The organism is Arcobacter venerupis (genome assembly GCF_013201665.1).
GTDB lineage: Bacteria > Campylobacterota > Campylobacteria > Campylobacterales > Arcobacteraceae > Aliarcobacter > Aliarcobacter venerupis.
This window is the reverse complement of record NZ_CP053840.1, coordinates 509,531-532,527: the sequence shown is the minus strand read 5'-3', so window position 1 is coordinate 532,527 and position 22,997 is coordinate 509,531. Positions and strand designations below refer to the sequence as shown.

The following is a 22,997-nucleotide window of genomic DNA, read 5'->3' as shown; positions in this document are numbered from 1 at the left end:
AATTTAGCAAATTTTCTTTTTCTAAGGGCTACAATCAGGCTATAAAGAAGCTATATAATTACTTTAATTTTCAATATAAGGTCCATGATATGAAACATATATTTTTATTATTTATACTATTCAGTATCTCACTGAATGCACAAAATAAAAATCCTATTATTTCTCCTATTTTTGATGATTTGATAAAATCTATCATTCAAAATGATAAATATATTTTTGATGATGATAATATTATTCTAAAAGTTCCTGATTTTGCTGACAACCCTTTTCAAGTTCCTATATATGTTAATGGGATGAAAATTTTAAATGCAAAAAGATTGGTTTTATTTGCAGATTATAATCCTATTGCTAATATTATTGATATAAAACTAGAACATCTTCTTCCCGTGATTTCAACAAATATTAAAATAGCTCAAGAAACTCCTCTTAGGGCCTTGATTTTGGATGATAAAAATATTTGGCATGTGGGAAGTATAAATATAAAAAGTAATGGTGGAGGTTGTGACATTTCTGCACAAAGTTCAAATAATTATGAATACGAACAACTTCTAGGTAAGATAAAAACAGAGTTATTCCAAAAAGAAGAGGGAAATAGAATAAAAACTTCAATATTTCATCCAATGGAAACAGGATTAATATTTGGTACAAATGAATTTTATATAAATTCAATAATTATAAAAGATAAAGATAAGGTTTTAGCAAATATAAAATCTACTTCTGTAATTAGTGAAAATCCTAGATTTATATTTGAAAGTAAAAATAAAATTGATGACTTAAATATAGAATTTGCTGATAATGATGGCAATATTTATAAAGAACAAAAAAAATGAAATATTTATTTCTTATTTTTATAATTTTTTCTTCTTTAAAAGCCTTTGATTACAAATTAAAACCAATAAAATTATCTGAAAATAGTTACTATTTTTATGGAAAAGAGGAGTATTTCTCAAAAGAAAATGGTGGAGATATTGCAAATACTTCTTTTATTATCACAAAAGATAGTGTTATTTTAATAGATACTGGAAGTTCAAGATTATATGGGGAACAAGTAAAAAAACAAATTGAAAAAATCACAGATAAACCAATAAAATATATTTTAAATACGCACCATCATCCTGATCATTTTTTAGGGAATATTGCTTTTACTTCAAGTGATATTTTTGCAACTGAATTCACTAAAAATGAGATAGAAACTAATGGTGATTTATATATATTAAATTTAGTTAATTTAGTACATGATGGAATGAATGGCACAAAAATCAAAGCTCCAAATCAAATACTTACAACAAAAACACTGGACTTTGATGGTTATAAATTAAAAGTATTGTATTTAGATGGACACACCCAAAGTGATATTGCAGTTTATGATGAAAATACGAAAATTCTTTATGCTTCTGATTTAGTTTTTAATAAAAGAACACCAACAACTCCCCATGCAAATATGCAAAACTGGATAAAATCATTAAATGAATTAGAAAAAATTGATTATTCAATTTTAGTTCCAGGACATGGGCTTGCATCAAATACAAAAGAACCAATAAAAGAGACTATTTCATATCTAGAATATTTGCAAAATATCTTGTCAAATAGTGCAAAACAAGGATTAGATATTTTTGAAATATTAAATAAACCAATCCCCGCTGAGTTTAAAGATTTTACTATGTTTAAAGAAGAGTTTGAAAGAACAGTTATAAATCTTTATCCCTCTTATGAAAAAGATTTGAAATAACTATTTTTTCAAATCTTCCATAAATTTAAGAAGTAATCTAACAGCAACACCAGTTGCCCCATAAGAGTGATAAGCCCAAACTTCTTTTCTGTATGATGGACCTGCTATATCAAAATGAAGCCATTTTTTCTTATTTTTATTTTTTATAAATTTACTTAAAAATAGACTTGCAGTAATTGCTGCTCCATTTTTATTTGCACTTGTATTTACAAAATCAGCAATTTGACTTTCCAGTAGCTTTTCTAAATAATCATTAAAAGGTAAAAATCCTACTAATTCACCTGATTTTTGTGAAGCTTTTAAAATCTTCTTTTTTAGTTTTTCACTATATCCCATAACAGCAGTTGTATATCCACCAAATGCTCCAATACTAGCTCCCGTTAATGTTGCTAAATCAAAAATATAATCAAACTCTTCTATATTTTCTTGGGCATAATGTAAGCAATCAGCTAAAACCAATCGCCCCTCAGCATCTGTATTTGTAACCTCAATTGTTTTTCCATTTGAAGCTTTTAAAACATCACCAGGTTTATAAGCATCTCCACCAATCATATTTTCAACCGCTCCAATGATTCCATGAACTTCAAAAGGCAAATTAAGAGTGCTAAGAGCTTCTAGAACACCTAAAATTGTTGCACCACCTGCTTTGTCACATTTCATAGAAACCATTCCACCATCACGTTTTAAACTCATTCCACCAGTGTCATAAGTTACACCTTTTCCAACTAATACAATTTTTGCTATTGGATTTTTAGTTTTATAAGTTAGATGAATCAATTTACTCTCATGTGGTGATGCAATTCCAACACTCAACATGGCATTCATACTCTTTTCTTTTAAATAATCTTCACCAAAAATCTTGCACTCAATATTTTTATTATTTTGAACAATTTTTAAAGCATCATCAGCCATAATTTGAGGATAATAATCTTCAGGTGAACTGTTTACTATATCTTTTGTATAATTCACACTATTGCAAATAATTAAAGCTTTTTTTAGATTCTCTTCTAATTCTTCTTTTGTTTTAGAAGATGAATTTATGTTGATTTCTATATCTTTTATTTTTTCTTCATTACTTGCAGATTTGTATCTTAAAAATTCATAATTTCCTAAAACTAAACCCTCAACAATTGTTTGAATTTCTAGCTCTTTTTTATTTTGAATAATATCTATTTTTATATTTTGTTTTTTTATTTTTTTTAAAAAATTAATTGCTGTACAAATTGCAGTTTTTATATTTTCATCTTTTAATTTTAAACAAGAAACATATAATTTACTATTTTTTATATCAAAATGTGTGTTAAAAGATTTTTTATGAAAGTTAATATTATTTAATAATTCTTGCTCTTTTTGAGTCAAATCTTTTATTTTATTTAAGATTATTATCTCAACACTTGAATCTTTTTTATTGATGTTTTTTTTATTTAGAGTTATGTTCATTAGATTTTCCTTTGAACATATATTATATAGTTTTAATATAAATATTTATTCAAAGGAAGGACAAATAATCAAATTATTTGCCCTTTTGTTTTAATTAGTTTTTATTTAAAGCACAAAGGTCAGAAAATGCAACTTCAAGTCTAGCAATCATAGTTTCTTGCCCAGCTCTTAAGAATTTTCTTGGGTCGTAGTAATTTTTATTAGGTTTATCTTCACCCTCTGGGTTTCCGATTTGTCCTTGTAAATAATCATGATATTTAGCTTCATAAGCTCTAACACCATCCCACATTGCCCATTGAGTATCTGTGTCAATATTCATTTTAATAACACCATACGAAATAGCTTCTCTAATCTCTTCAAGTAGTGAACCTGAACCACCATGGAATACAAAATCAACAGGTTGAGCAGAAGTTCCTAATTTTTCTTGGATATATTTTTGAGAATTATCTAAGATTTTTGGACTTAATACAACATTTCCTGGTTTATAAACACCATGAACATTTCCAAAAGATGCAGCAATTGTAAAATTGCTCCCAACTTTACTTAACTCTTCATAAGCATAACAAACTTCTTCAGGTTGCGTATAAAGTAAAGCATTATCAACATCAGAGTTGTCAACACCATCTTCTTCACCACCAGTGATTCCAAGTTCAATTTCAAGCATCATATCAAGTGCATTCATTTTTTTGAAATACTCAACACAAATTTCAATATTTTCTTCTAATGGCTCTTCACTTAAGTCAAGCATATGAGAAGTAAATAAAGGACGTCCTGTTTTTTCAAAATGTGCTTTACCCGCATCTAATAAACCATCAATCCAAGGTAATAATTTTTTAGCAGCATGATCTGTGTGTAAAATTACAGGTATTCCATAAGCTTCCGCCATAGTATGAACATGATATGCTCCACTAATTCCACCAAGAACAGCTGCATTTGCAGTTTTTAAACCTTTTCCAGCATAAAATCCAGCTCCACCATTTGAAAACTGGATTATAATTGGAGAATTAACTTTTGCAGCTACTTCTAAAACAGCATTTACAGAATCAGTTCCTACAACATTTACAGCTGGAATCGCAAAATTATTCTCTTTTGCATATGCAAATAATTTTTTTGCTTCACTTCCAGTTAAAACTCCTGCTTTTACTACGTCTAATACACCCATCTTATATTCCCTTAGTTAATAACTATTTTAGCGTCTTTTTTTAGCTCATCTGTTAATTCTTTAACTTTTTTACTAAATGCATTTCCCATTAAAATTTGTGAAATTTTAGCTTCAACTTCTGGATAAGTCAATGTTTTAGCAGCTGTTTTTTCTTTTAAGAAAATTACATGATAACCAAATTGAGTTTTTACAGGAATTTTAGTATATGTATTGTTTGTTAATGATTTTGCAGCAGCTGTAAATTCAGGAACTAATTTGTCAGCAGGAACTTTTCCTAAATAACCACCATTTTGAGCAGTTGAATCACTAGATTTAGTTTTTGCTAATTCTATGAATTTATCTTCTTTTTTAGTTGCTTTATCAAGTTGTTTAATAATATCTTTTGCTTCAGCTTCAGTTTTTACTAAAATATGTCTTGAATCTAAAAGTTCAGGAATTACAAATTTTGCTTTATTTTTTTCAAAAAAATCTTTTTTGTCTTGATCTGTAAATTTCATTTTATCAATTTCATTTTTTTGCCATACTTGAAGTGCTAAATCTTCTTTAATCCCATTTATAGCTTCAATATATTTAGGATCTTTTTCAATTCCTTCTTTAATTGCATTTTTAGCTATTAATTTTTTATTTACAATTTGCTCAATTACTTGTTTTTTTGCAGTGTCTGGTAAATTATCAAAATCAATTCTAGGATCTTGTAAAACCATTGTAATATCTTGTTTTGTGATCGCCTCACCATCAACTGAACCATAATCTTTTGCATTTAATGCAGTTACTAGAACTAATGATGCAACTATACTTGTCACTATTTTTTTCATAATATTCCTTGGGGTTTTTATATTTGTGCTATTTTATCAATTCATAGTTAATAAACAGTTAATTTAACACTAATAAATAGCTATTTTTATAAGAATATGTTTATTAAATAAATTCCTAATTAATAAATTTTAAAATTTAGCTTAAAAAAGCTTTAAATTTTGAAATTTTTATGATACAATTCCGTCCAAATTTAAATTTAACTTAAATTTAAGGAATATTATGAGAATTTTGATTATTGAAGACGAAATAACACTAAATAGAACACTACAAGAGGGTCTTTCAGACTTTGGATATCAAGTAGATACTGCTGAAAATTATAAAGATGCAGAGTACTTTATCGACATTAGAAACTACGATTTAGTTTTAACTGATTGGATGTTACCAGATGGTGACGGAATTGAACTATGTAAAATAGTAAAAAACAGAAGTTCAAGAACAGCTGTTGTTATCATTTCAGCAAGAGATGATAAAGAATCAGAAATTGAAGCATTAAAATCTGGTGCAGATGATTTTATCAAAAAACCATTTGATTTTGATATTTTATTAGCTAGAATTGAAGCAAGACTTAGATTTGGTGGAACAAACATCATTGAAATTGATGATTTAATCATTAACCCTGATGAAGAAAAAATTGAATATGCTGGTGTTGAAATTGAACTTAAAGGTAAACCTTTTGAAGTTTTAACTCACTTAGCAAGACACAGAGATCAAATTGTTTCTAAAGAGCAATTACTTGATGCAATTTGGGAAGAACCAGAATTAGTTACTCCAAATGTTATTGAAGTTGCGATTAACCAAATTAGACAAAAAATGGATAAACCATTAAATATCTCTACTATTGAAACAATTAGAAGAAGAGGTTATAGATTCTGTTATCCTAATACAATAGAAGATACAAAAGCTAAATAATTTAGCTGATTTAAAAGATGGAAAGCAAAAGTATATATAGACAGTTTTACAGTAAACTGATTATAGCTACTTCGCTTTTTATCATCACCCTTTCCTTTATATTTTACGAATATGCAAGAAGTACTGTTTATGACGATATTCAAAAAAATATGTTAAGTCACGCAGAAGAACTTTATAAATCTTCAATTTCCTCAAATAGTTTTGCTCCTATTCAAAATGAAAATATAACTATTAATCTAATACATAATATTCAATTACAAACTTTTAAATTTTTAAATTACCAAAAACAAGGTGATTATTATATAAAACTACTTTATCCCTTTGATCTAAAAAATAAAACCTTTTTAGAAATTGATAAAAATGTTAGTTTTGAAAGAGAACTTTTATATTCCGTTATATTTAAAAATTTATTCATTTTAGCAATTCCTGGTTTTATTTTAATGCTTGTTTATTCTTTAATAGTTTCAAAATCTTTATTAAAACCCATAATTCAAATTAATAAAAAATTATCAAATATGGATGAAAATTCTTTAACTCAAATTGATAAAAAAGATTTACCTATTGAGTTTCATTCCCTTGCAAATTCTATCAATTCATTAACAAATAGAATCGAAACTTATGTAAAATTTAAAAAAGAGCTATTTGTAGGAGCTGCCCATGAGCTAAAAACTCCTCTTGCTGTAATGAAGTTAAAAAATGAAGTTACTTTAAAGAAAAAAAGAGAAATTGAACAATATGAAGAAGCTTTAAAACTAACTGTAAAACAAATAGATGAAATGAATAAAACTATCTCTTCAATTTTAGATATTGGAAGAACTGAGGGAGCGCAATTTGAACAAACTATTAATCTTGATTTGGTTGAATATATTAAGAAAAAAACTAATGATTATAGAATGTTAAGTGCGCAAAAAAATATTATTATCACATTCTTTTCAAATGTTAATCATTTAGAAACCTCTATTCAATTAACTTTATTTAACCAAATTCTGCAAAATTTTGTGCAAAATGCAATAAAATTTACTCCAAATGAAAAATCAATTGCAATAAAACTAAAAAAAACCAAAGAAAAAATAATCATAATTGTAACTGACGAGGGAATTGGAATACCTGAAAATGTAGATTTATTTGCACCGTTTAAAAGAGTAGGAAATCAAAGTGGAGTTGGATTAGGACTTTTTTTAGCAAAAAATGCAGCTGATGCTTTAAGAGCCAAAATATCAATTCAAAATAGAGATGATGGGAAAACTGGATGTATTGCTAAACTTGTGCTTAACAACACATCAAAAGAGATTAATTAAAATAGATTTCTATGTTCTATTTTAGTACATTTATTTTGTACAACTTTTAAACCAGCTTCTTTTGCCTTTGCAGCTGCCTCATTGTTTACTAGACCCAATTGTGTCCATACTGTATCAACATCACCTCTTTTAATTACTTCGTCAATAATTTCAGCTATTACATCTGGTTTTCTAAAAATATCAACCATATCAATTTTAAAAGGAATCTCTGAAATAGTTCTATAAACTTTTTCACCTAAAATCATATCTTCTTTTGGATAAACAGGAACAACTTTAAATCCTGCGCTTTGTAAATAAGCAGCAACCATATTTGAAGCTTTTGATGGATCTGGTGAAAGTCCAGCTATTGCTATAGTTTTTGTATTTTTAAAAATTTCAATTATTTCTTCACTTTTTGAGTTTACCGTAGGGAATTCGCAATCCATTTTATATCCTTATTTTTAATTGTTTATTATAAATAAATTATTTGAAAGTATACTAAAATTAGATAACTAGATTTTATCTAATTTATTTTGTATGTAAGTTCTAACTTCACAATAATCAATAACTTCTTTGAAGTCATCAAATTTTCCACCACTTGCATTTACATGCCCACCACCATTTGCTAGTTTTGAAGCTAGTAATGCCACATCTACTTTTCCATCTGCTCGAAAAGAAGCATTACCTTTTTTATTTACGTCAATAAAAAAATCATACTCAGGATTTGCTCGTAAAAAAGCATTTGCAGGAATTGAAATTGAACCTAAACAATAGGTTAAAAGACCTTTATGACCTTTATAAGTAACAGTTAAATCATCTTTTACATCAACTAAAGTTTTTACAAGATAAGTAGCTGATAAATTATCTAAAGTATCATCTTTATCACTTAATTTTAAAAAATCTTTTTTTATAAAGTGAACATCATTATCTAATTTTATATAACCATCAACAAGATCGAGATATTTTGAGCCTTCTTTTAATAAATAACATCTAAAATCTCTATTTAAATCTGCAAACAAAATATTATTAATTTCACGTACTTTTGTGATCATTGACATTAAAACTTTTCCAAATTCAAAGTTTTTAACCTCATGCTCAAGCCAAATATCAACAGCATTTATTGCATCTACTAAAGGTTTGAGCCAATCACTTGTATTTCTATCAAACCCTTCATACTCTTCAAATATATAATCATAAACTATTTTTGTAGCACATCTTTTATCATCTAAATAGTACCAAGAAAAAGTTTCTGAACTTTTTTTACCACTAATATGATGATCTAAAAGTTGAAGTTTTATTTTGAAACCATTATTTATAAGATTATTCACATCTTTATCTAAATCTTTCGATTCTTGAAATGTAAGATTTAAATCACTAATTAATATAAAAATTTCTTCTTCTTTGTATTCAAGAATTTGCTCTAGTACTTTTTTTATAGATAGTTTTACTTCAACTCCATAATTAGCGTTGTAAAAAAAACCCTCTTTAAAATACTCTTTAGTAATTAATTGACATCCGTATCCATCTAAATCTGTATGAGAAATATGGAAAAACTTCATTAAGCAATATCTTTTAATGTTAATTTTTCTAAGAAATCATTTATTTTTAGTTGTAAATTATTTAATAAAGGCCAAATAGTACAAAGTGATGCAAGTTGATTTGGACAATTATCCATTGATGGAGAGCATTCAAAAACTGATGGTAATTTTTCTTCAGCAGCAACTACAATTTCTAAAATAGTAATTATTTCCCATGATTTATTTAAAGCAAATCCTCCATTTACACCTCTATGAGATACAACTAAATTGTGTTTTGCTAAATTTTGCATGATTTTTGCTAAAAATGATTTTGATATATTTAATTCTCTTGATAACTCATCTACATTCTTCGCTTCATCACTTTTAGCAATGGCAATTAAAGATAGTAGTGCGTATTCACTCTTTTTTGTTAATAACATATTATAAATTTCCAATATTTTTTGTTTATTCTACAAGAACTATTATTAATATTCGTTATTAAAATTAATCAATTCAAATATTTAAACAAAAAAAAAGGGTTGTAGCAAAACTACAACCCTTTTTTTCGTAATTAAAACTAAAATTATTTAGCTCTAATTCCTAAAGAAGCAACTAATTCAACAAATGAAGCATAGTTTGTTCTTCTTAAATATGCTAGTAATCTTTTTCTTTTACCAACCATTTTTAATAGACCTAATCTTGAAGAGTGGTCTTTTTTGAAAACTTTTAAGTGTTCTGTTAATATTTTAACTTGCTCTGTTAATAAAGCAATTTGAACTTCTGATGAACCTGTATCACCATCTTTTTTACCGTATTTTGCTACTATAGCTGCTTTTACTTCCTGATCTAAAGCCATGTTGACCTCCTAATAGGTATATATTAATTTTTTCATTTACAATAAAATGAACGCGGATTATATTTAAACTTTACTTTAACCTAAATTAAATATGAGTTTTCATCCACCTGTTTCATAAAAAGCTCTAGTTGAAATTTTATTATCATCTTTTGTTGACCATTTGTTTTTTTCTGGTTTATTTTCTAAAACTTTTTTTAGAATAGCAACTGCTTCATCAATTCTATTATTTCTAACGGCATCTTTGATACTCATTGCATCTTCAAAATATAAACATGGAATTAAATAACCCTCTGCTGTTAATCTAATTCTATTACATTGAGCACAAAAATCATCTTTATGTGGCTCAATTATTCCAAATTGAAAACCATCTTCTAATTCATAATACTGTGCAGGGGAACTAGTATCTCTAGGAACTGTTTTAAAGTTGGGATATTTTGTACTTACAATTGCTTTTATTTCATCCGAATTTAATCCTTTTGCACCATCTTTTGCATGATTATTTTCCATAAACTCTATAAATCTAATAACATAATTTTTATTTTTACAGAACTCTAATACATCTAAAATATCATTTTCATTTATTCCTTTTATTGGAACACAATTTATCTTGATTTTTAATCCTGCATCATCTGCTGCTTGTATACCTTTTAATACAGTTGCTAATACATCTTTTTGAGCAATTTTTGCAGCAGTTTCAGCGTTTAAAGAATCAAGTGAAATATTTATTCTTTTAAGTCCTGCATCTTTTAATTTTTGTGCAGCTTTTGGAAGTAAAAAACCATTTGTTGTTAGTGCTAAATCTATATCATTTTTATAATCAAATATCATTTTTACAAATTGATCTAAGCCCTCTCTTAAAAGTGGTTCACCACCTGTAATTCTCACTTTTTTTATACCTTCATCTATTGCTGCTTTTATAAATTTAAATAAATCCTCATAAGAGAGTAAATTTTCCTTAGGAACCCAAGAAAAAGGTTTTTCAGGCATACAATAATGACATCTAAAGTTACATCTTTCAGTTACAGAAACTCTTAGATAATCATGTTTTCTTCCAAATCCATCTATTAACATTTTTTACCTTTTTAATTTTTCCCTAATTTAATCTTTGCCATGCTTCATCTAATGATGCTACTCTATTTGAGAATAATAGATATAAAGCTACATTAAATTTTGCAAGTTTTAAGATATTTTCATCTGCATTTCTAACTATATTTAAAGACTCTTCTAAAGAGATATTTTCATACTCTTTATCATAAACTATTCCATAATCTTTTAATGAAAAACTCTCTTCAACTATAATTCCATTTTTCATTTTCCAATATTTTCCATCTTTAAATACTTCTGGACTTCCCTCACTAGCTTTTACAACTACTATTTCTTTAAAATATTCAGCAAAAATATCTAAATATTTTTGTACATATGGTTTATGAAATGCTGTTGTTACACCATATTCACTAAGACTTGGATTTAAAAGTTTTTCAACTGTATTAAATGCAGTTCTTAAACCTAATTCATGTCTAAGAGGAGTCATATCACTTAACTCTTTTAAGTATTCTACCCTATCAAAAAAATGTAAGTATTGACTTGCATCAATATTTGCAAAAATCTCTTTTGTTGTAAGTCCATTTTTTGCAGGTTGTAAAAAATCACCTGAGATAACTAGATTTAATCTTCTTACATCACTATTTTTTGCATAAAACTCTTCTAATATTTTTCCAAATAATGGAAATAAAAATGGATTATCACATCTTCCATCAAATGAATATCCAAGTTCCATTGAGTCTTCAACTTTTTGAAATTTCATAAATTTTCTTAAAGCTTTTATACAGCCTTTAAGTTCATCATTTGATTCTAGTTTTGTTCTCCAGCCTATCAAAAAAGCACCAATTTGAGCTGGTGTTACTTTATTTAATAATATTTGTTCAACGGCATCTGCTGTTTCATCTATACTTAAATCTCTATTTCCTTTAGGACCCGTTCCTACTGCTTTTATATATTTTTTAAAACTCATTATAAACCTTATTTTATATCTTTTAATTAGTATTTGTACAAGCATAATATACAATAGCTTAAATAAAACCATATGAAAGGGTACTGTGACATTACAAGATACTATTAGAAAAATAAGTTTTTTTAATACCTTAAATGATGAACAAATTGAGTTAATTGCTTCCATTTCAAATGTATCAAAATACTCAAGTAACTCTATTTTATATTATGAAAGTGAAGTTAGCAAAAATTTACTCTTCTTAGTTGAGGGACTTATAAAAGTTTATAAACTTGATAAATTTGATAATGAAATATTTTTATATCATATTTACAAAAATTCAATGATTAGTGAACTAACTTCCATGAACAATAATGATATTTATTGCTTCTCAAACACAGAATTTATTGAAGATTCAATTATGTTATCTATAGATTTTGAAAAATTTAAAGAGCTTTTTTTATCAAAAAATATTTTAACGATGGAATTATTAGAAATTTTATTAACAAAAACTCATCAATTACAATGTATTGTAAATAGAGAATTGGTTTTTGACGCTACGGCAAAAGTTGCATTTATGTTAAATCAAGACTTAGAAATGTTTAATAAATTAAAAAGACAAGAAGTCTCTTTTATGTTACATATTCAACCAGAAACTTTATCAAGAGTTTTAAAAAGATTAACAAGAGATGGAACTATTCATATAGAAAATAGTGAAGTTAGTATAACGAATAAAGAAAATTTAATCTCGATTTTTAAAGGAATTGGAGTATGAAACAAAATACAATTAGTACAAAAATAAAATTCATAGGAATTCTATTTATAATTTTAATGGCAAGTATAATTGCTACAACTATGTATTTAAATGAAAAAAATAAAAAAGATGCCTTGATTATTAATATTGCTGGAAAACAAAGGATGTTAACTCAAAATATTTCCAAAAATATTTTTTATATCTATCACAATAAAAATAGTTCTTATTGGGAACTTGATACTTCAACTATTGAATTTATATATAATTTAAATTCTTTAAAAGATGGAAATTCACTTATAGGTATATCAAAAGCACCTACAGATGAAATCGAAAAGCAACTTTCAAAAGTTGAAATCTTATGGAATAATTTTCATAAGAATATAGTTGATTTTAAAGAAATCATTCAAAATAATGATAAAGACAATAATTTAGCATTAAAAAATATTGTTGATTCTATCCATGATACAAATACTATTTTATTATCTCAAGTTGATAGTTTAGTTTCTATGTACACAACTTACAGTGAACAAAAAAGTGATTTTATAAGATATATTCAATATCTTTTTGCCTTATTTATTGTAATTTTAATGTTTTATAGTTTTTCACAATTAAAAGCAATGGAAGAAAATGTAAAAAAATTTTTCGATGAATCAAAAAAAATTATGGAAGAAAATTCTAATGAACTTCTAACTCCCATAAAAATTGAAGCTGAAAAAGAGATAGTTGAGGCAACTGATACAATAAATTGTTTTATAGATAAAATAAATGCAGCAATGATTTACTCATCAAATGCGATAGAACAATCAAATAATGCTTCTATTAAGCTTGAAGAAATCACTGAAGAGTTTGATAAAATAATTGATGAACTTACAAATTCAGCTGATATTTCTAAACAATTAAATAAGAGCGAAGATATAGTAATTCAATCTCAAGAAAATCTGATGAACTCTACAAAAAAACTTCAAGAATTAAAAAATGAACTAGATAAACTTATGAATTCTTGTAAAACTAAGTAGTTTCTGTTGATTTTTTACTATAATTCAAAAAATAATTTTCATGGGGTAAAATAATTATGTCAACAGTATATTTAACAGGAGCAGGACCAGGAGATGTAGAGCTTCTAACACTAAAAGCAGTAAGAGTAATACAAAATGCCGATGTACTAATTTACGATAGATTAGTAAATCCAGAAATCTTAACAATGGTAAAAGCTTCATGTGATTTAATATATGTTGGTAAAGAAGATAAAAAACATACTCTTCCTCAAAATGAAATTAACGAACTAATTTATCAAGCTTCATTAAAATATGAAAATATTGTAAGACTAAAAGGTGGTGATCCTTTTGTTTTTGGTCGAGGTGGAGAAGAAGCTCTTTATTTACAAGAAAGAGATATTAAATTTGAAATTATTCCAGGAATCAGCTCAGCAATTGCAGTTCCAGCATATGCCGGAATTCCCGTAACTCATAGGGGAATAACTACTTCTTTTAGAGTAGTAACTGGACATGAAAATCCAAAAAAGAAAATATCTCAAATTGAATGGGAAAGTTTTTTAAATGACGAAACAATCGTATTTTTAATGGGATACCACAATATTGAACTAATTTGTTCAAAACTAATAGGATTAGGAAAAAGAAAAGATTATCCATGTGCTGTAATTTCAAAAGGTACAACAAATGAACAAGAAGTAATCACAGGAACTTTAGACAATATTATTGAAAAATCAAAAGGTCTGCCAACACCTGCTATGATAATTATTGGCGAAGTTGTTACACTAAGAGATAAGATAAAATGGTTTAAATAAAATTTATTCCTTTTCTCCTCTATCTTAAACTATTTTAACGTCCTATCTTCTAAACAGGACACTTTTTATCTTAAATAAAACTTAATCAACTTGACATAAGTCAATCTTTTATCTCTTCATTACTGTTACAATTCATAGTCAAAGAATTATATTTCATTAAAGGAGAAATTATGTCGCTTTCAAGAAGAGACTTCCTAAAAAGCTCAGCAGCAGCAAGTGCAGCAGCAGCTATTGGTATGAGTGTACCAGCTGATTTACAAGCACAAGCAAAAGTAGCTGAGGGTGGATGGAGATGGGACAAGGCAGCTTGTCGATTCTGTGGAACTGGTTGTGGGATTATGCTTGCAACTAAAGAGGGGAAAATAGTTGCAGTTAAAGGTGATCCAGCAGCACCTGTAAATAGAGGTCTGAACTGCATAAAAGGTTATTTTAATGCAAAAATAATGTATGGTGCAGATAGATTGAAACAGCCATTATTAAGAGTAAATTCAAAAGGTGAATTTGATAAACAAGGTAATTTTGCACCTATTTCTTGGAAAAGAGCCTTTGATGAAATGGAAAAACATATAAGAATTGCCCTTAAAGAAAAAGGGCCTGAGGGTATTGGGATTTTTGCATCTGGACAATATACTATTATGGAAGGGTATGCAGCTTTAAAAATGATGAAAGCTGGATTTAGATCAAATGCAATTGATCCAAATGCAAGACACTGTATGGCTTCAGCAGTTGTTGGTTTTTATCAAACTTTTGGAATTGATGAACCAAGTGGATGTTATGATGATATTGAATTAACAGATACAGTTGTAACTTGGGGTTCAAATATGGCAGAAATGCACCCAATTTTGTGGTCAAGGGTAACAGATAGAAAATTATCAGCTCCTGATAAAGTAAAAGTTATCAATATTTCAACATATAGACATAGAACTTCAGATTTAGCAGATATTGAGATTATTTTCACACCAAATACAGATTTAGCTCTTTGGAATTATATTGCAAGAGAAATCGTATATAACAATCCTGAAGCTATTGATTGGGATTTTGTTAAAGAACATATAGTATTTGCAGCAAGTCCTGTAAATATGGGATATGGTATGAGAAAATCTGATGAAAAATCAATTGTTGATGGAAAATATACAGCAAAAGAGATGGAAACAATTTCAAAAGAAATGGAAAAAATTGTTTCGCAAACGGAAGCACCTGCCCTTGCTCCTTATGGATATAAAGCTGGCGATAAAATGGTAAATAAAAATGCTGGTCTTGCACACTGGGAAATTTCATTTGAAGAGTATAAAAAATCTTTAGAACCTTATACTTTAGATTATGTTGCCAAAATTTCAAAAGGAAATCCTGATGAAGATATTGAAGAATTTAAGAAAAAATTAAAAACTCTAGCTGATTTATATATTGAAAAAAACAGAAAAGTTGTATCTTTTTGGACAATGGGTATGAATCAACATACACGTGGAACTTGGGTAAATACTCTAGCTTATAATGTTCACTTTTTATTAAATAAACAGGCAAAACCAGGAAGTGGCGCATTTTCATTAACAGGACAACCAAGTGCTTGTGGAACAGCAAGAGAAGTTGGAGTTTTTGCACATAGATTACCAGCAGATATGATGGTAGAAAATCCAAAACATAGAGAAATTGCGGAAAATGCTTGGAAAATCCCTGCTGGAACTTTAAATCCAAAAGGTCATCAAGACATTATGACAATTCATAGGGATATTGAAGATGGAAAAATCAAATTTGCTTGGGTAAATGTTTGTAATCCATATCAAGATAGTGCTAGTGCAACCCATTGGATTAAGGCTGCACGAGAAATGGATAATTTTATTGTTACAAGTGATGGTTATCCTGGAATTTCTGCAAAAGTATCTGATTTAATTTTACCATCTGCTATGATTTATGAAAAATGGGGAGCTTATGGAAATGCTGAAAGAAGAACTCAACATTGGAGACAACAAGTTTTACCAGTAGGTGATGCAATGTCTGATACATGGCAATGGGTTGAACTTTCAAAAAGATTTACAGTAAAAGATTTATGGGGTGAACAAGCACTTCCAAGTAGCAAAGGTGAAATAAAACTTGCAAATGTTATTGATGCAGCCATTGCTATGGGTTATACAGAAAATACAACTATGTATGAAATTTTATTTGCAAATGAAAAAGCTAAATCTTATAAATTAGATCAAAAAGACCCTATTCAAGCTGGATATGATAATTCAGAAGCTTTTGGAGATTCAAGAAATGTAGTTGGCTCTGATGGAAAAGTATTTAAAGGATATGGCTTCTTTATTCAAAAATATCTATTTGAAGAGTACGCTGGTTTTGGAAGAGGACATGGACACGATTTAGCTGATTTTGATACTTATCATAAAGTAAGAGGATTAAAATGGCCAGTTGTTGATGGAAAAGAGACTCAATGGAGATTTAATACAAAATATGACCCTTATGCTAAAAAAGCTAGTCCTGATAGTGATTTTGCATTTTATGGTACTTTAGCTAAAGAGCTTGCACAAGGTGATTTATTAGGAGTAAAAGATAAAACTAAAAAATCTCTAAAAAACAAAGCAAAAATTTTCGCACGTCCTTATATGGATCCACCTGAAATTCCAACTGAAGAGTATCCAGTTTGGTTATGTACAGGAAGAGTATTAGAACATTGGCATAGTGGAACTATGACTATGAGAGTTCCTGAACTTTACCGTGCAGTTCCTGAAGCACTTTGTTATATGCATCCAGAAGACGCTAAGACTTATGGTGTAAAACAAGGTGAATTAGCTTGGGTTGAATCACGAAGAGGAAAAGTAAAAGCTAGAGTTGAAACAAGAGGAAGAAATAGACCAAGTAGAGGTTTAGTATTTGTACCTTGGTTTGATGAAAAAGTATTTATAAATAAAGTTTGTTTAGACGCAACTTGTCCACAATCAAAACAAACAGACTTTAAAAAATGTGCGGTTAAAATTTACCAAGCTTAATAAAAAGAAATAAAAATGAACACAGAGCAAAACCAACCATTAAACCAAAGAAGAAAATTCTTTTTAACAATAGCAAGAGCTACAGGTTTAGCAATACTTGGTGGTTTAACATGGAGTGCCTATGTTGATGAAGTAAAAGCTACTTCATTAATATTAAGACCTCCTGCGGCTTTAGAAGAAAATGATTTTTTAGCAAATTGTATCAAATGTGGAATGTGTGTAGAAGCCTGTCCCTTTGATACTTTAAAATTAGCAAAACCAGGTGATAACAAACCTCTTGGAACTCCGTTTTTTATTCCAAGAGAAACACCTTGTTATATGTGTATTGATATACCTTGTGTACCTGTTTGTCCAACAAATGCACTTGATATTAAATCTGTACAAAATGAAAAAAAAGAGTTAGATATAAACAAAGCCCAAATGGGTGTTGCAGTTATTGATGATAGTTCATGTATTGCTTTTTGGGGAATTCAATGTGATGCTTGTTATAGAGCTTGTCCACTTTTAGGAAAAGCTATAACAATTGAATATTCAAAAAATGAAAGAACAGGAAAACACGCATTTTTAAAACCTATTGTACATACTGATATTTGTACAGGTTGTGGATTATGTGAAAAAGCCTGTGTAACTCAAAAAGCAGCAATTTTTGTTCTTCCAAGAAAAGTTGCCCTTGGACGAGCAGGAGATTATTACATCAAAGGCTGGGATAAAAAAGATGAAAAAAGATTAGAAAATGCAACAAGCCAAACAACAAAAACCAAAATTAGTAAAGATAGTGCAATTAATTCTTTAAACAATAGCCAAGATATGGAGGATTTATTAAAATGATAAAAAAATATAGATTCTTAATCGCTAGAAGAATTACGCAAATTACTATTATGGTTTTATATGTTATTGCAAATGTATATGGAATAGATATTTTAATGGGAAACCTAAGCTCTTCTTTGCTTTTTAAAGTTATACCTTTAAGTGATCCATATGCTGTTATTCAAATGCTTTTTGCAGGTGCGATTATATCTTTTGATATTCTTTTGGGAGCTTTTATAATCTCAATATTTTATGCAATTATTGGTGGTCGGGCTTTTTGTTCTTGGGTTTGCCCTGTAAATATGATTACAGATGCAGCAAACTTTTTGAGAAGAAAATTTGGATTTAATCAAATTCAAAAAAAACAACCAGCATCAAGAAATATAAGATATTGGGTAATTGCTATTAGTTTTATTATCTCTTTTTTTATGGGTATTGCAGCCTTTGAAATGATTTCTCCAATTTCAATGATTCATAGAGGAATCATTTTTGGATTAGGATTTGGATGGGCAACTATACTTGTACTTTTTCTTTTTGATTTGTTTGTTTTAAAAAATGGTTGGTGTGGTCATATATGTCCACTTGGTGGATTTTATTCACTGATTGGAAGATTTAGTTTAATAAGAGTTCATCATGATTCAGATAAATGCACAGCTTGTATGAAATGTAAAGAAGTTTGTCCAGAAAGTCAAGTTTTACACATGGTTACAAAAACTTCAATTCCTGTATTATCAGGGGAATGTACAAACTGTGGAAGATGTGTTGAAGTGTGCGATGATGATGCACTTAATTTTTCAATAAAAAAATTTAATAAGGGAGAATAACATGAAGTTAGGTAAATTAACTTTAGGTATCATAACAGCTGCAACACTATTAGTTATTAATTGTTCAGCTAGTAAAACTGTAAGTGAAGAATCTTTAGGATTAAGAACTACTAATATTTATTCAGAAGATACAACAACATCAGATAAAACTCAATATGGTTCAAAACCTGCAGGAGAAAGTACTAAAATAAAAAGAGCATTTGAAAATGCACCACCTATGATTCCCCATGATGTTGAGGGAATGTTACCAATTACAATTGATAATAATCAATGTACAATGTGCCATGACCCAGCTGTTGCGCAGTCTATGGGAGCAACTCCAATTCCAAAAACACACTTTACAAGTTTTAGACCTCAAACTGAACTAACAAAAGATGGTGTAATGTTACAAAATGGAAAACATCTTGATAATACTATTGATATTAAAACTGTTGAAAAACCACTTGATTCTTTATCAGGGGCAAGATTTAACTGTTCACAATGTCATGCTCCTCAATCAGAAGGAACTAAAGCACCAAAAAATAACTTCTCTTCTGAATTTAGAAGTGAGGGATTAAATGGTAAATCAAACTTGATTGATACAATTAACGAAGGTGTAAAATAAATCATGGAACGAAGAGAACTTTTTAGTTCTCTTGCTTCATCTTTTAAACAAAAAGAGAAACAAGAGAAAATTTTAAGACCACCTTACTTTAATGATGAAGCTATTTTTTTGACAAACTGTACAGCTTGTGAGGGATTATGTAGTACAGCTTGTGAAGAAAATATTATATTTATTCAAGAAGATTCTACTCCTAAACTTGATTTTACTTTTGGTGGTTGTACCTATTGTGATGAGTGTGCAAAAGTTTGTCCAAATGATGTATTAAAAGTTGAATATAAAAAAACTATAAATGCAAAAATAGAAATTGATGTATTATCATGTTTAGCATGGAATCAAACAATGTGTTTTTCATGTAAAGACCCCTGTTTAGATGATGCAATAAATTTTTTAGCAATGTTTAGACCAAGTATAAATGATAAGTGCACTTCATGTGGCTTTTGTTTAAAAGTTTGCCCAACAAATGCCATAAAAATTGTTTCTTAAAAAATTGGAGAAAAAATGAACCTATTAAAAAGCTTTTTATTCATATTTTTATTTTTGAATTTAAATGCCAAAGATTTAACTCCAACATTTTCACTACTTGCAAGTGGTGGCGTAACTGATTTAGTTTTAAATCAAAACAAACTTTTTGCTGCAACAACAGCATCAAGTGTTGATATTTTTGATATAAAAACTCAAGAAAAAATTGATTCAATAAAAATGCCTAAAATAAAAGACTTTTTAAATGAGACTATTGAGTCAAGAATATATAGCATTGATGTATTAAACAATAATATTTTAATTCTTTCACAAGGTGAAAATGGTGGAAGAAATATTGATATTTATAAAGATGGAAAGATTGAAAATATTACAAAAGATTCTGAAAGATTATTTATAGCATATGCAAAGTTTTTAGATGAAAATCATATTATTTATGCCCTACTTTCTAATCAAATTTATCTTTATGATATTAAAAATAAAAAGATTTTAAAAGAGCTTCAAGTTTCTCAATCAAAATTCTCAAATTTTAAATTAACTCAAAATAAAAGCAAAATCGCAATTTGTGATGAAAGTGGAGTTATAACTTTATTAGATTCAAAAAGTTTTGAGATTCTTGAAACTTTTAAATATCAAAATCTTGATAATGTATTTCAAGTTGATATTAAAAATGATTTTATTCTAACAGCAGGACAAGATAGACGTGCTGCTTTTTACAATATAAATACAAAAGATGCTTATTATAAAGAGTTTTCTTTTTTAATTTATAGCGTAGGTTTAAGTCCCAGTGCCAGCCTTGCAGGAGTTTCAAGTGATGAAGAGAATAATGTAACTATTTTTGATACAAAAACAAAAGAAGATTTATATAAATTAACTCAAAATAAATCTACCTTATCAAATATTTTGTTCATAAATGAAAATGAAGTTATTGTGTCAAGTGATGACAAAAAAATAAACTATTATAAAATTAATTAAAAGGATTATAAAATGAATATCTCAAGTATCGTTGTAAAAACATTGCCAGAACATATAAATGAGGTTGTTAAATCTTTAAAAAATTGTGAAGTATGTGATTATCATATGCACGATGAATTAGGAAGAGTTATTATTACAATTGAAGGAAATGGTGTTCAAGAAGAGTTAACAAAACTAAGAGTAATTGAGGCAATTCCTTATGTGATGAGTGCAGATATGCAAATGGCTTATAGTGAAGATGAATTAAATTCTCACCTTGAGGTTTTAGAAAATGCAGATGCTGTTCCAAAAGTTTTAAATGATAAAGAAATAAGATCATATGATATTGTTTATAATGGTGATTTAAAGAAAAAAGATTTAGAAGGTTTTAGTAAAACATTTGATAATACAGGAAAATAAAATGGAATTCTTAAGTGGAAATTTTTTATGTGAAACTATTGTTCCAAAAGAGGAATTAATAGTTTCACGAACTGATTTAAAAGGGAATATTACTTATTCAAACAAAACATTTGCTTTTATTTCTGGTTATAGTATAGATGAACTAATCGGGCAACCTCATAATATTCTAAGACACCCTGATATGCCAAAATCCATTTTCAAAGAACTTTGGGAAGATTTAAAAACAAAAGGCTCATGGAGTGGAATTATTAAGAATAAAAGAAAAGATGATGGTTTTTATTGGGTCTATGCTGAAATTTCAGGAGTATATAAAAATGAAATTTTAGTTGAATATAAATCTATTAGGACACCTATTTCTTTTAAAGAAAAAATTGAACATCAATTAAAATATGATGAAATGAAGAAAAATGCCCAAGAAAGCCTTAGAAGAGTCATTTATGAATAACTAATAATTAAATCTCATTAAATTAGTTACTTATTAAATACCTTTAATTACATAAAAATTACAAAAAATAAAATTTATCTTTAAATTGATTAAAAAATAACCTGTTTTGCTATTCTATTCCTATTTAAAATCTATATACTGACTATAAGATTTAAATTCAACAAAGGATAAGAAAATGAAAATACTAAAAACAATCTCATTAGGTGTGGCAACTCTTGCACTTGCATCAACAATATCATCGGCGGATACATTAGAAAATACTGTTAAAAATGGTAAATTAAGTTGTGGTTTAAATACAGGTTTACCTGGTTTTGCTGCTCCTGATTCATCTGGAGTTTGGGCAGGTTTAGATGTAGATGTTTGTAGAGCAGTTGCAGCAGCAGTTCTTGGAGATGCTAATAAAGTTAATTATGCACATTTAAATGCAAAAGAAAGATTTACAGCTCTTCAAAGTGGTGAAATTGATGTATTAGCTAGAAATACTACTTGGACAGCATCAAGAGATGTATCATTAGGTTTAAACTTTACAGGAGTAAACTATTATGATGGTCAAGGTTTTTTAGTATCTAAGAAATTAGGTGTTAAATCTGCAAAAGAATTAAGTGGTGCAACTTTTTGTATTCAAGCAGGAACTACAACTGAACTTAACTTAACTGATTATTTTAAAGCTCATAAAATGGAATACACTCCAATTACTTATGACACATCAGCACAAACAATTCAAGGTTTTGAAGAAGGTAGATGTGATGCTTTAACTTCTGATGCTTCTCAATTATATGGATTAAGAACTCAATTAAAAGACCCAAGTTCTGCAATTGTACTTCCTGAAATTATTTCAAAAGAACCTTTAGGTATTGCTGTTAGACAAGGTGATGATAAATGGTTTAAAATTGTTAGATGGACTGAAATTGCAATGTTAAATGCAGAAGAGTTAGGTATTACTTCTAAAAATGTTGATGAAATGTTAAAAAGTCCAAATCCAGATATTCAAAGATTACTAGGAGTTACTGGTGATATTGGTCAAAATTTAGGATTAGATCCAAAATGGGCATACAATATTATTAAACAAGTTGGAAATTATGGAGAATCATTTGACAGAAATGTTGGTAAAGGTTCACCACTTGGTATTGAAAGAGGATTAAATGCCTTATGGAAAGATGGTGGTCTTCAATATGGAGCACCAATTAGATAATACGCATAATTAATTGTAATAAATTATTTAATATAAAAGGGG

At 28.0% G+C, this 22,997-nt stretch carries 25 protein-coding genes; 16 read left to right on the top strand and 9 right to left on the bottom strand.

Features of this window, described 5'->3' with window-relative positions; genetic code table 11:
- Positions 1–89 precede the first annotated feature (89 nt).
- Positions 90–830 carry a thiosulfate oxidation carrier protein SoxY gene (locus tag AVENP_RS02625; protein WP_128357746.1) on the top strand — a complete coding sequence of 247 codons (741 nt, stop codon included), beginning with the start codon at positions 90–92 and terminating at the stop codon, positions 828–830.
- Entirely contained in the window at positions 827–1,729 is a 903-nt protein-coding gene (locus AVENP_RS02620; RefSeq protein WP_128357747.1) for a quinoprotein relay system zinc metallohydrolase 1, read from the top strand. The genes AVENP_RS02625 and AVENP_RS02620 overlap by 4 nt, the downstream gene beginning before the upstream one ends.
- On the opposite strand, the gene AVENP_RS02615 is transcribed toward AVENP_RS02620, so the two are convergent.
- The 3 genes from AVENP_RS02615 to AVENP_RS02605 all read right to left on the bottom strand — a co-directional run bounded on the left by AVENP_RS02615 (position 1,730) and on the right by AVENP_RS02605 (position 5,146).
- Positions 1,730–3,169: a leucyl aminopeptidase gene (locus AVENP_RS02615; RefSeq protein WP_128357748.1), complete on the bottom strand. Its 1,440-nt coding sequence runs from the start codon at positions 3,167–3,169 to the stop codon at positions 1,730–1,732.
- Positions 3,170–3,263: 94 nt separating this feature from the next.
- The gene (fbaA, locus tag AVENP_RS02610) at positions 3,264–4,331 is read right to left on the bottom strand and encodes a class II fructose-bisphosphate aldolase (protein WP_128357749.1); all 1,068 of its coding nucleotides are present in this window, start codon (positions 4,329–4,331) and stop codon (positions 3,264–3,266) included.
- A gap of 11 nt (positions 4,332–4,342) precedes the next feature.
- Positions 4,343–5,146, bottom strand: coding sequence for a peptidylprolyl isomerase (locus AVENP_RS02605; RefSeq protein ID WP_128357750.1), 804 nt, complete (start codon positions 5,144–5,146; stop codon positions 4,343–4,345).
- A 220-nt stretch (positions 5,147–5,366) separates the two neighbouring features.
- Here AVENP_RS02605 and hsrA point away from each other — a divergent pair, with 220 nt between their 5' ends.
- Together hsrA and AVENP_RS02595 are read left to right on the top strand one after the other, a co-directional pair.
- Complete coding sequence (hsrA, locus tag AVENP_RS02600; RefSeq protein ID WP_128357751.1) at positions 5,367–6,056, top strand: homeostatic response regulator transcription factor HsrA; 690 nt, start codon at positions 5,367–5,369, stop codon at positions 6,054–6,056.
- 17 nt (positions 6,057–6,073) lie between these two features.
- The gene (locus AVENP_RS02595; RefSeq protein ID WP_128357752.1) at positions 6,074–7,354 is read left to right on the top strand and encodes a HAMP domain-containing sensor histidine kinase; all 1,281 of its coding nucleotides are present in this window, start codon (positions 6,074–6,076) and stop codon (positions 7,352–7,354) included.
- Here the strand turns inward: AVENP_RS02595 and AVENP_RS02590 are convergent.
- The 6 genes from AVENP_RS02590 to AVENP_RS02565 all read right to left on the bottom strand — a co-directional run bounded on the left by AVENP_RS02590 (position 7,351) and on the right by AVENP_RS02565 (position 11,717).
- Positions 7,351–7,779 (bottom strand): CoA-binding protein, encoded by a 429-nt coding sequence (locus tag AVENP_RS02590; RefSeq protein WP_128357753.1) that lies wholly within the window; start codon positions 7,777–7,779, stop codon positions 7,351–7,353. The two genes, AVENP_RS02595 and AVENP_RS02590, sit on opposite strands and share 4 nt — an antisense overlap.
- Positions 7,780–7,845: 66 nt before the next feature.
- Positions 7,846–8,892 (bottom strand): DHH family phosphoesterase, encoded by a 1,047-nt coding sequence (locus AVENP_RS02585; RefSeq protein ID WP_128357754.1) that lies wholly within the window; start codon positions 8,890–8,892, stop codon positions 7,846–7,848.
- Positions 8,892–9,290: an RrF2 family transcriptional regulator gene (locus tag AVENP_RS02580; protein WP_128357755.1), complete on the bottom strand. Its 399-nt coding sequence runs from the start codon at positions 9,288–9,290 to the stop codon at positions 8,892–8,894. The genes AVENP_RS02585 and AVENP_RS02580 overlap by 1 nt, the downstream gene beginning before the upstream one ends.
- Positions 9,291–9,433: 143 nt before the next feature.
- The gene (gene rpsO, locus AVENP_RS02575; RefSeq protein ID WP_128357756.1) at positions 9,434–9,706 is read right to left on the bottom strand and encodes a 30S ribosomal protein S15; all 273 of its coding nucleotides are present in this window, start codon (positions 9,704–9,706) and stop codon (positions 9,434–9,436) included.
- Between the two features lie 99 nt (positions 9,707–9,805).
- The gene (gene moaA, locus AVENP_RS02570) at positions 9,806–10,777 is read right to left on the bottom strand and encodes a GTP 3',8-cyclase MoaA (RefSeq protein WP_128357757.1); all 972 of its coding nucleotides are present in this window, start codon (positions 10,775–10,777) and stop codon (positions 9,806–9,808) included.
- A 22-nt stretch (positions 10,778–10,799) separates the two neighbouring features.
- Positions 10,800–11,717 (bottom strand): glycosyl transferase, encoded by a 918-nt coding sequence (locus AVENP_RS02565; protein WP_128357758.1) that lies wholly within the window; start codon positions 11,715–11,717, stop codon positions 10,800–10,802.
- Between the two features lie 85 nt (positions 11,718–11,802).
- Between AVENP_RS02565 and AVENP_RS02560 the strand changes: the two genes are divergently transcribed.
- The 12 genes from AVENP_RS02560 (at position 11,803) to AVENP_RS02505 (ending at position 22,955) form a co-directional block, all read left to right on the top strand.
- Positions 11,803–12,468 carry a Crp/Fnr family transcriptional regulator gene (locus tag AVENP_RS02560; RefSeq protein ID WP_128357759.1) on the top strand — a complete coding sequence of 222 codons (666 nt, stop codon included), beginning with the start codon at positions 11,803–11,805 and terminating at the stop codon, positions 12,466–12,468.
- A complete protein-coding gene (locus AVENP_RS02555; protein ID WP_128357760.1) occupies positions 12,465–13,463 on the top strand; it encodes a type IV pili methyl-accepting chemotaxis transducer N-terminal domain-containing protein in 999 nt (332 codons plus the stop codon). The genes AVENP_RS02560 and AVENP_RS02555 overlap by 4 nt, the downstream gene beginning before the upstream one ends.
- Positions 13,464–13,519: 56 nt before the next feature.
- Positions 13,520–14,251, top strand: coding sequence for a uroporphyrinogen-III C-methyltransferase (gene cobA, locus AVENP_RS02550; protein WP_128357761.1), 732 nt, complete (start codon positions 13,520–13,522; stop codon positions 14,249–14,251).
- A 170-nt stretch (positions 14,252–14,421) separates the two neighbouring features.
- Positions 14,422–17,232: a nitrate reductase catalytic subunit NapA gene (gene napA, locus AVENP_RS02545; RefSeq protein WP_128357762.1), complete on the top strand. Its 2,811-nt coding sequence runs from the start codon at positions 14,422–14,424 to the stop codon at positions 17,230–17,232.
- Positions 17,233–17,247: 15 nt separating this feature from the next.
- Complete coding sequence (gene napG, locus AVENP_RS02540) at positions 17,248–18,060, top strand: ferredoxin-type protein NapG (protein WP_128357763.1); 813 nt, start codon at positions 17,248–17,250, stop codon at positions 18,058–18,060.
- Entirely contained in the window at positions 18,057–18,863 is an 807-nt protein-coding gene (napH, locus tag AVENP_RS02535) for a quinol dehydrogenase ferredoxin subunit NapH (protein ID WP_128357764.1), read from the top strand. The genes napG and napH overlap by 4 nt, the downstream gene beginning before the upstream one ends.
- A 1-nt stretch (position 18,864) precedes the next feature.
- On the top strand, positions 18,865–19,467 hold the full coding sequence (locus AVENP_RS02530; protein ID WP_128357765.1) for a nitrate reductase cytochrome c-type subunit: 603 nt from the start codon (positions 18,865–18,867) through the stop codon (positions 19,465–19,467).
- Positions 19,468–19,470: 3 nt separating this feature from the next.
- Positions 19,471–19,950, top strand: coding sequence for a ferredoxin-type protein NapF (locus AVENP_RS02525; protein WP_128357766.1), 480 nt, complete (start codon positions 19,471–19,473; stop codon positions 19,948–19,950).
- Positions 19,951–19,965: 15 nt separating this feature from the next.
- Positions 19,966–20,919 carry a WD40 repeat domain-containing protein gene (locus AVENP_RS02520; RefSeq protein ID WP_128357767.1) on the top strand — a complete coding sequence of 318 codons (954 nt, stop codon included), beginning with the start codon at positions 19,966–19,968 and terminating at the stop codon, positions 20,917–20,919.
- Positions 20,920–20,931: 12 nt separating this feature from the next.
- Entirely contained in the window at positions 20,932–21,318 is a 387-nt protein-coding gene (locus AVENP_RS02515; RefSeq protein ID WP_128357768.1) for a chaperone NapD, read from the top strand.
- 1 nt (position 21,319) lies between these two features.
- Positions 21,320–21,763 (top strand): PAS domain-containing protein, encoded by a 444-nt coding sequence (locus tag AVENP_RS02510; protein ID WP_128357769.1) that lies wholly within the window; start codon positions 21,320–21,322, stop codon positions 21,761–21,763.
- 175 nt (positions 21,764–21,938) lie between these two features.
- Positions 21,939–22,955 (top strand): amino acid ABC transporter substrate-binding protein, encoded by a 1,017-nt coding sequence (locus AVENP_RS02505; protein ID WP_128357770.1) that lies wholly within the window; start codon positions 21,939–21,941, stop codon positions 22,953–22,955.
- The last annotated feature ends 42 nt before the right edge of the window (positions 22,956–22,997 follow it).

What these genes read in the sequence shown, in the direction of transcription:
- AVENP_RS02625 (WP_128357746.1), top strand. Translation starts at nt 90, where the DNA reads ATGAAACATATATTTTTATTATTTATACTATTCAGTATCTCACTGAAT.
- AVENP_RS02620 (WP_128357747.1), top strand. Translation starts at nt 827, where the DNA reads ATGAAATATTTATTTCTTATTTTTATAATTTTTTCTTCTTTAAAAGCC.
- AVENP_RS02615 (WP_128357748.1), bottom strand. Translation starts at nt 3,169, where the DNA reads ATGAACATAACTCTAAATAAAAAAAACATCAATAAAAAAGATTCAAGT.
- fbaA (WP_128357749.1), bottom strand. Translation starts at nt 4,331, where the DNA reads ATGGGTGTATTAGACGTAGTAAAAGCAGGAGTTTTAACTGGAAGTGAA.
- AVENP_RS02605 (WP_128357750.1), bottom strand. Translation starts at nt 5,146, where the DNA reads ATGAAAAAAATAGTGACAAGTATAGTTGCATCATTAGTTCTAGTAACT.
- hsrA (WP_128357751.1), top strand. Translation starts at nt 5,367, where the DNA reads ATGAGAATTTTGATTATTGAAGACGAAATAACACTAAATAGAACACTA.
- AVENP_RS02595 (WP_128357752.1), top strand. Translation starts at nt 6,074, where the DNA reads ATGGAAAGCAAAAGTATATATAGACAGTTTTACAGTAAACTGATTATA.
- AVENP_RS02590 (WP_128357753.1), bottom strand. Translation starts at nt 7,779, where the DNA reads ATGGATTGCGAATTCCCTACGGTAAACTCAAAAAGTGAAGAAATAATT.
- AVENP_RS02585 (WP_128357754.1), bottom strand. Translation starts at nt 8,892, where the DNA reads ATGAAGTTTTTCCATATTTCTCATACAGATTTAGATGGATACGGATGT.
- AVENP_RS02580 (WP_128357755.1), bottom strand. Translation starts at nt 9,290, where the DNA reads ATGTTATTAACAAAAAAGAGTGAATACGCACTACTATCTTTAATTGCC.
- rpsO (WP_128357756.1), bottom strand. Translation starts at nt 9,706, where the DNA reads ATGGCTTTAGATCAGGAAGTAAAAGCAGCTATAGTAGCAAAATACGGT.
- moaA (WP_128357757.1), bottom strand. Translation starts at nt 10,777, where the DNA reads ATGTTAATAGATGGATTTGGAAGAAAACATGATTATCTAAGAGTTTCT.
- AVENP_RS02565 (WP_128357758.1), bottom strand. Translation starts at nt 11,717, where the DNA reads ATGAGTTTTAAAAAATATATAAAAGCAGTAGGAACGGGTCCTAAAGGA.
- AVENP_RS02555 (WP_128357760.1), top strand. Translation starts at nt 12,465, where the DNA reads ATGAAACAAAATACAATTAGTACAAAAATAAAATTCATAGGAATTCTA.
- cobA (WP_128357761.1), top strand. Translation starts at nt 13,520, where the DNA reads ATGTCAACAGTATATTTAACAGGAGCAGGACCAGGAGATGTAGAGCTT.
- napA (WP_128357762.1), top strand. Translation starts at nt 14,422, where the DNA reads ATGTCGCTTTCAAGAAGAGACTTCCTAAAAAGCTCAGCAGCAGCAAGT.
- napG (WP_128357763.1), top strand. Translation starts at nt 17,248, where the DNA reads ATGAACACAGAGCAAAACCAACCATTAAACCAAAGAAGAAAATTCTTT.
- napH (WP_128357764.1), top strand. Translation starts at nt 18,057, where the DNA reads ATGATAAAAAAATATAGATTCTTAATCGCTAGAAGAATTACGCAAATT.
- AVENP_RS02530 (WP_128357765.1), top strand. Translation starts at nt 18,865, where the DNA reads ATGAAGTTAGGTAAATTAACTTTAGGTATCATAACAGCTGCAACACTA.
- AVENP_RS02525 (WP_128357766.1), top strand. Translation starts at nt 19,471, where the DNA reads ATGGAACGAAGAGAACTTTTTAGTTCTCTTGCTTCATCTTTTAAACAA.
- AVENP_RS02520 (WP_128357767.1), top strand. Translation starts at nt 19,966, where the DNA reads ATGAACCTATTAAAAAGCTTTTTATTCATATTTTTATTTTTGAATTTA.
- AVENP_RS02515 (WP_128357768.1), top strand. Translation starts at nt 20,932, where the DNA reads ATGAATATCTCAAGTATCGTTGTAAAAACATTGCCAGAACATATAAAT.
- AVENP_RS02510 (WP_128357769.1), top strand. Translation starts at nt 21,320, where the DNA reads ATGGAATTCTTAAGTGGAAATTTTTTATGTGAAACTATTGTTCCAAAA.
- AVENP_RS02505 (WP_128357770.1), top strand. Translation starts at nt 21,939, where the DNA reads ATGAAAATACTAAAAACAATCTCATTAGGTGTGGCAACTCTTGCACTT.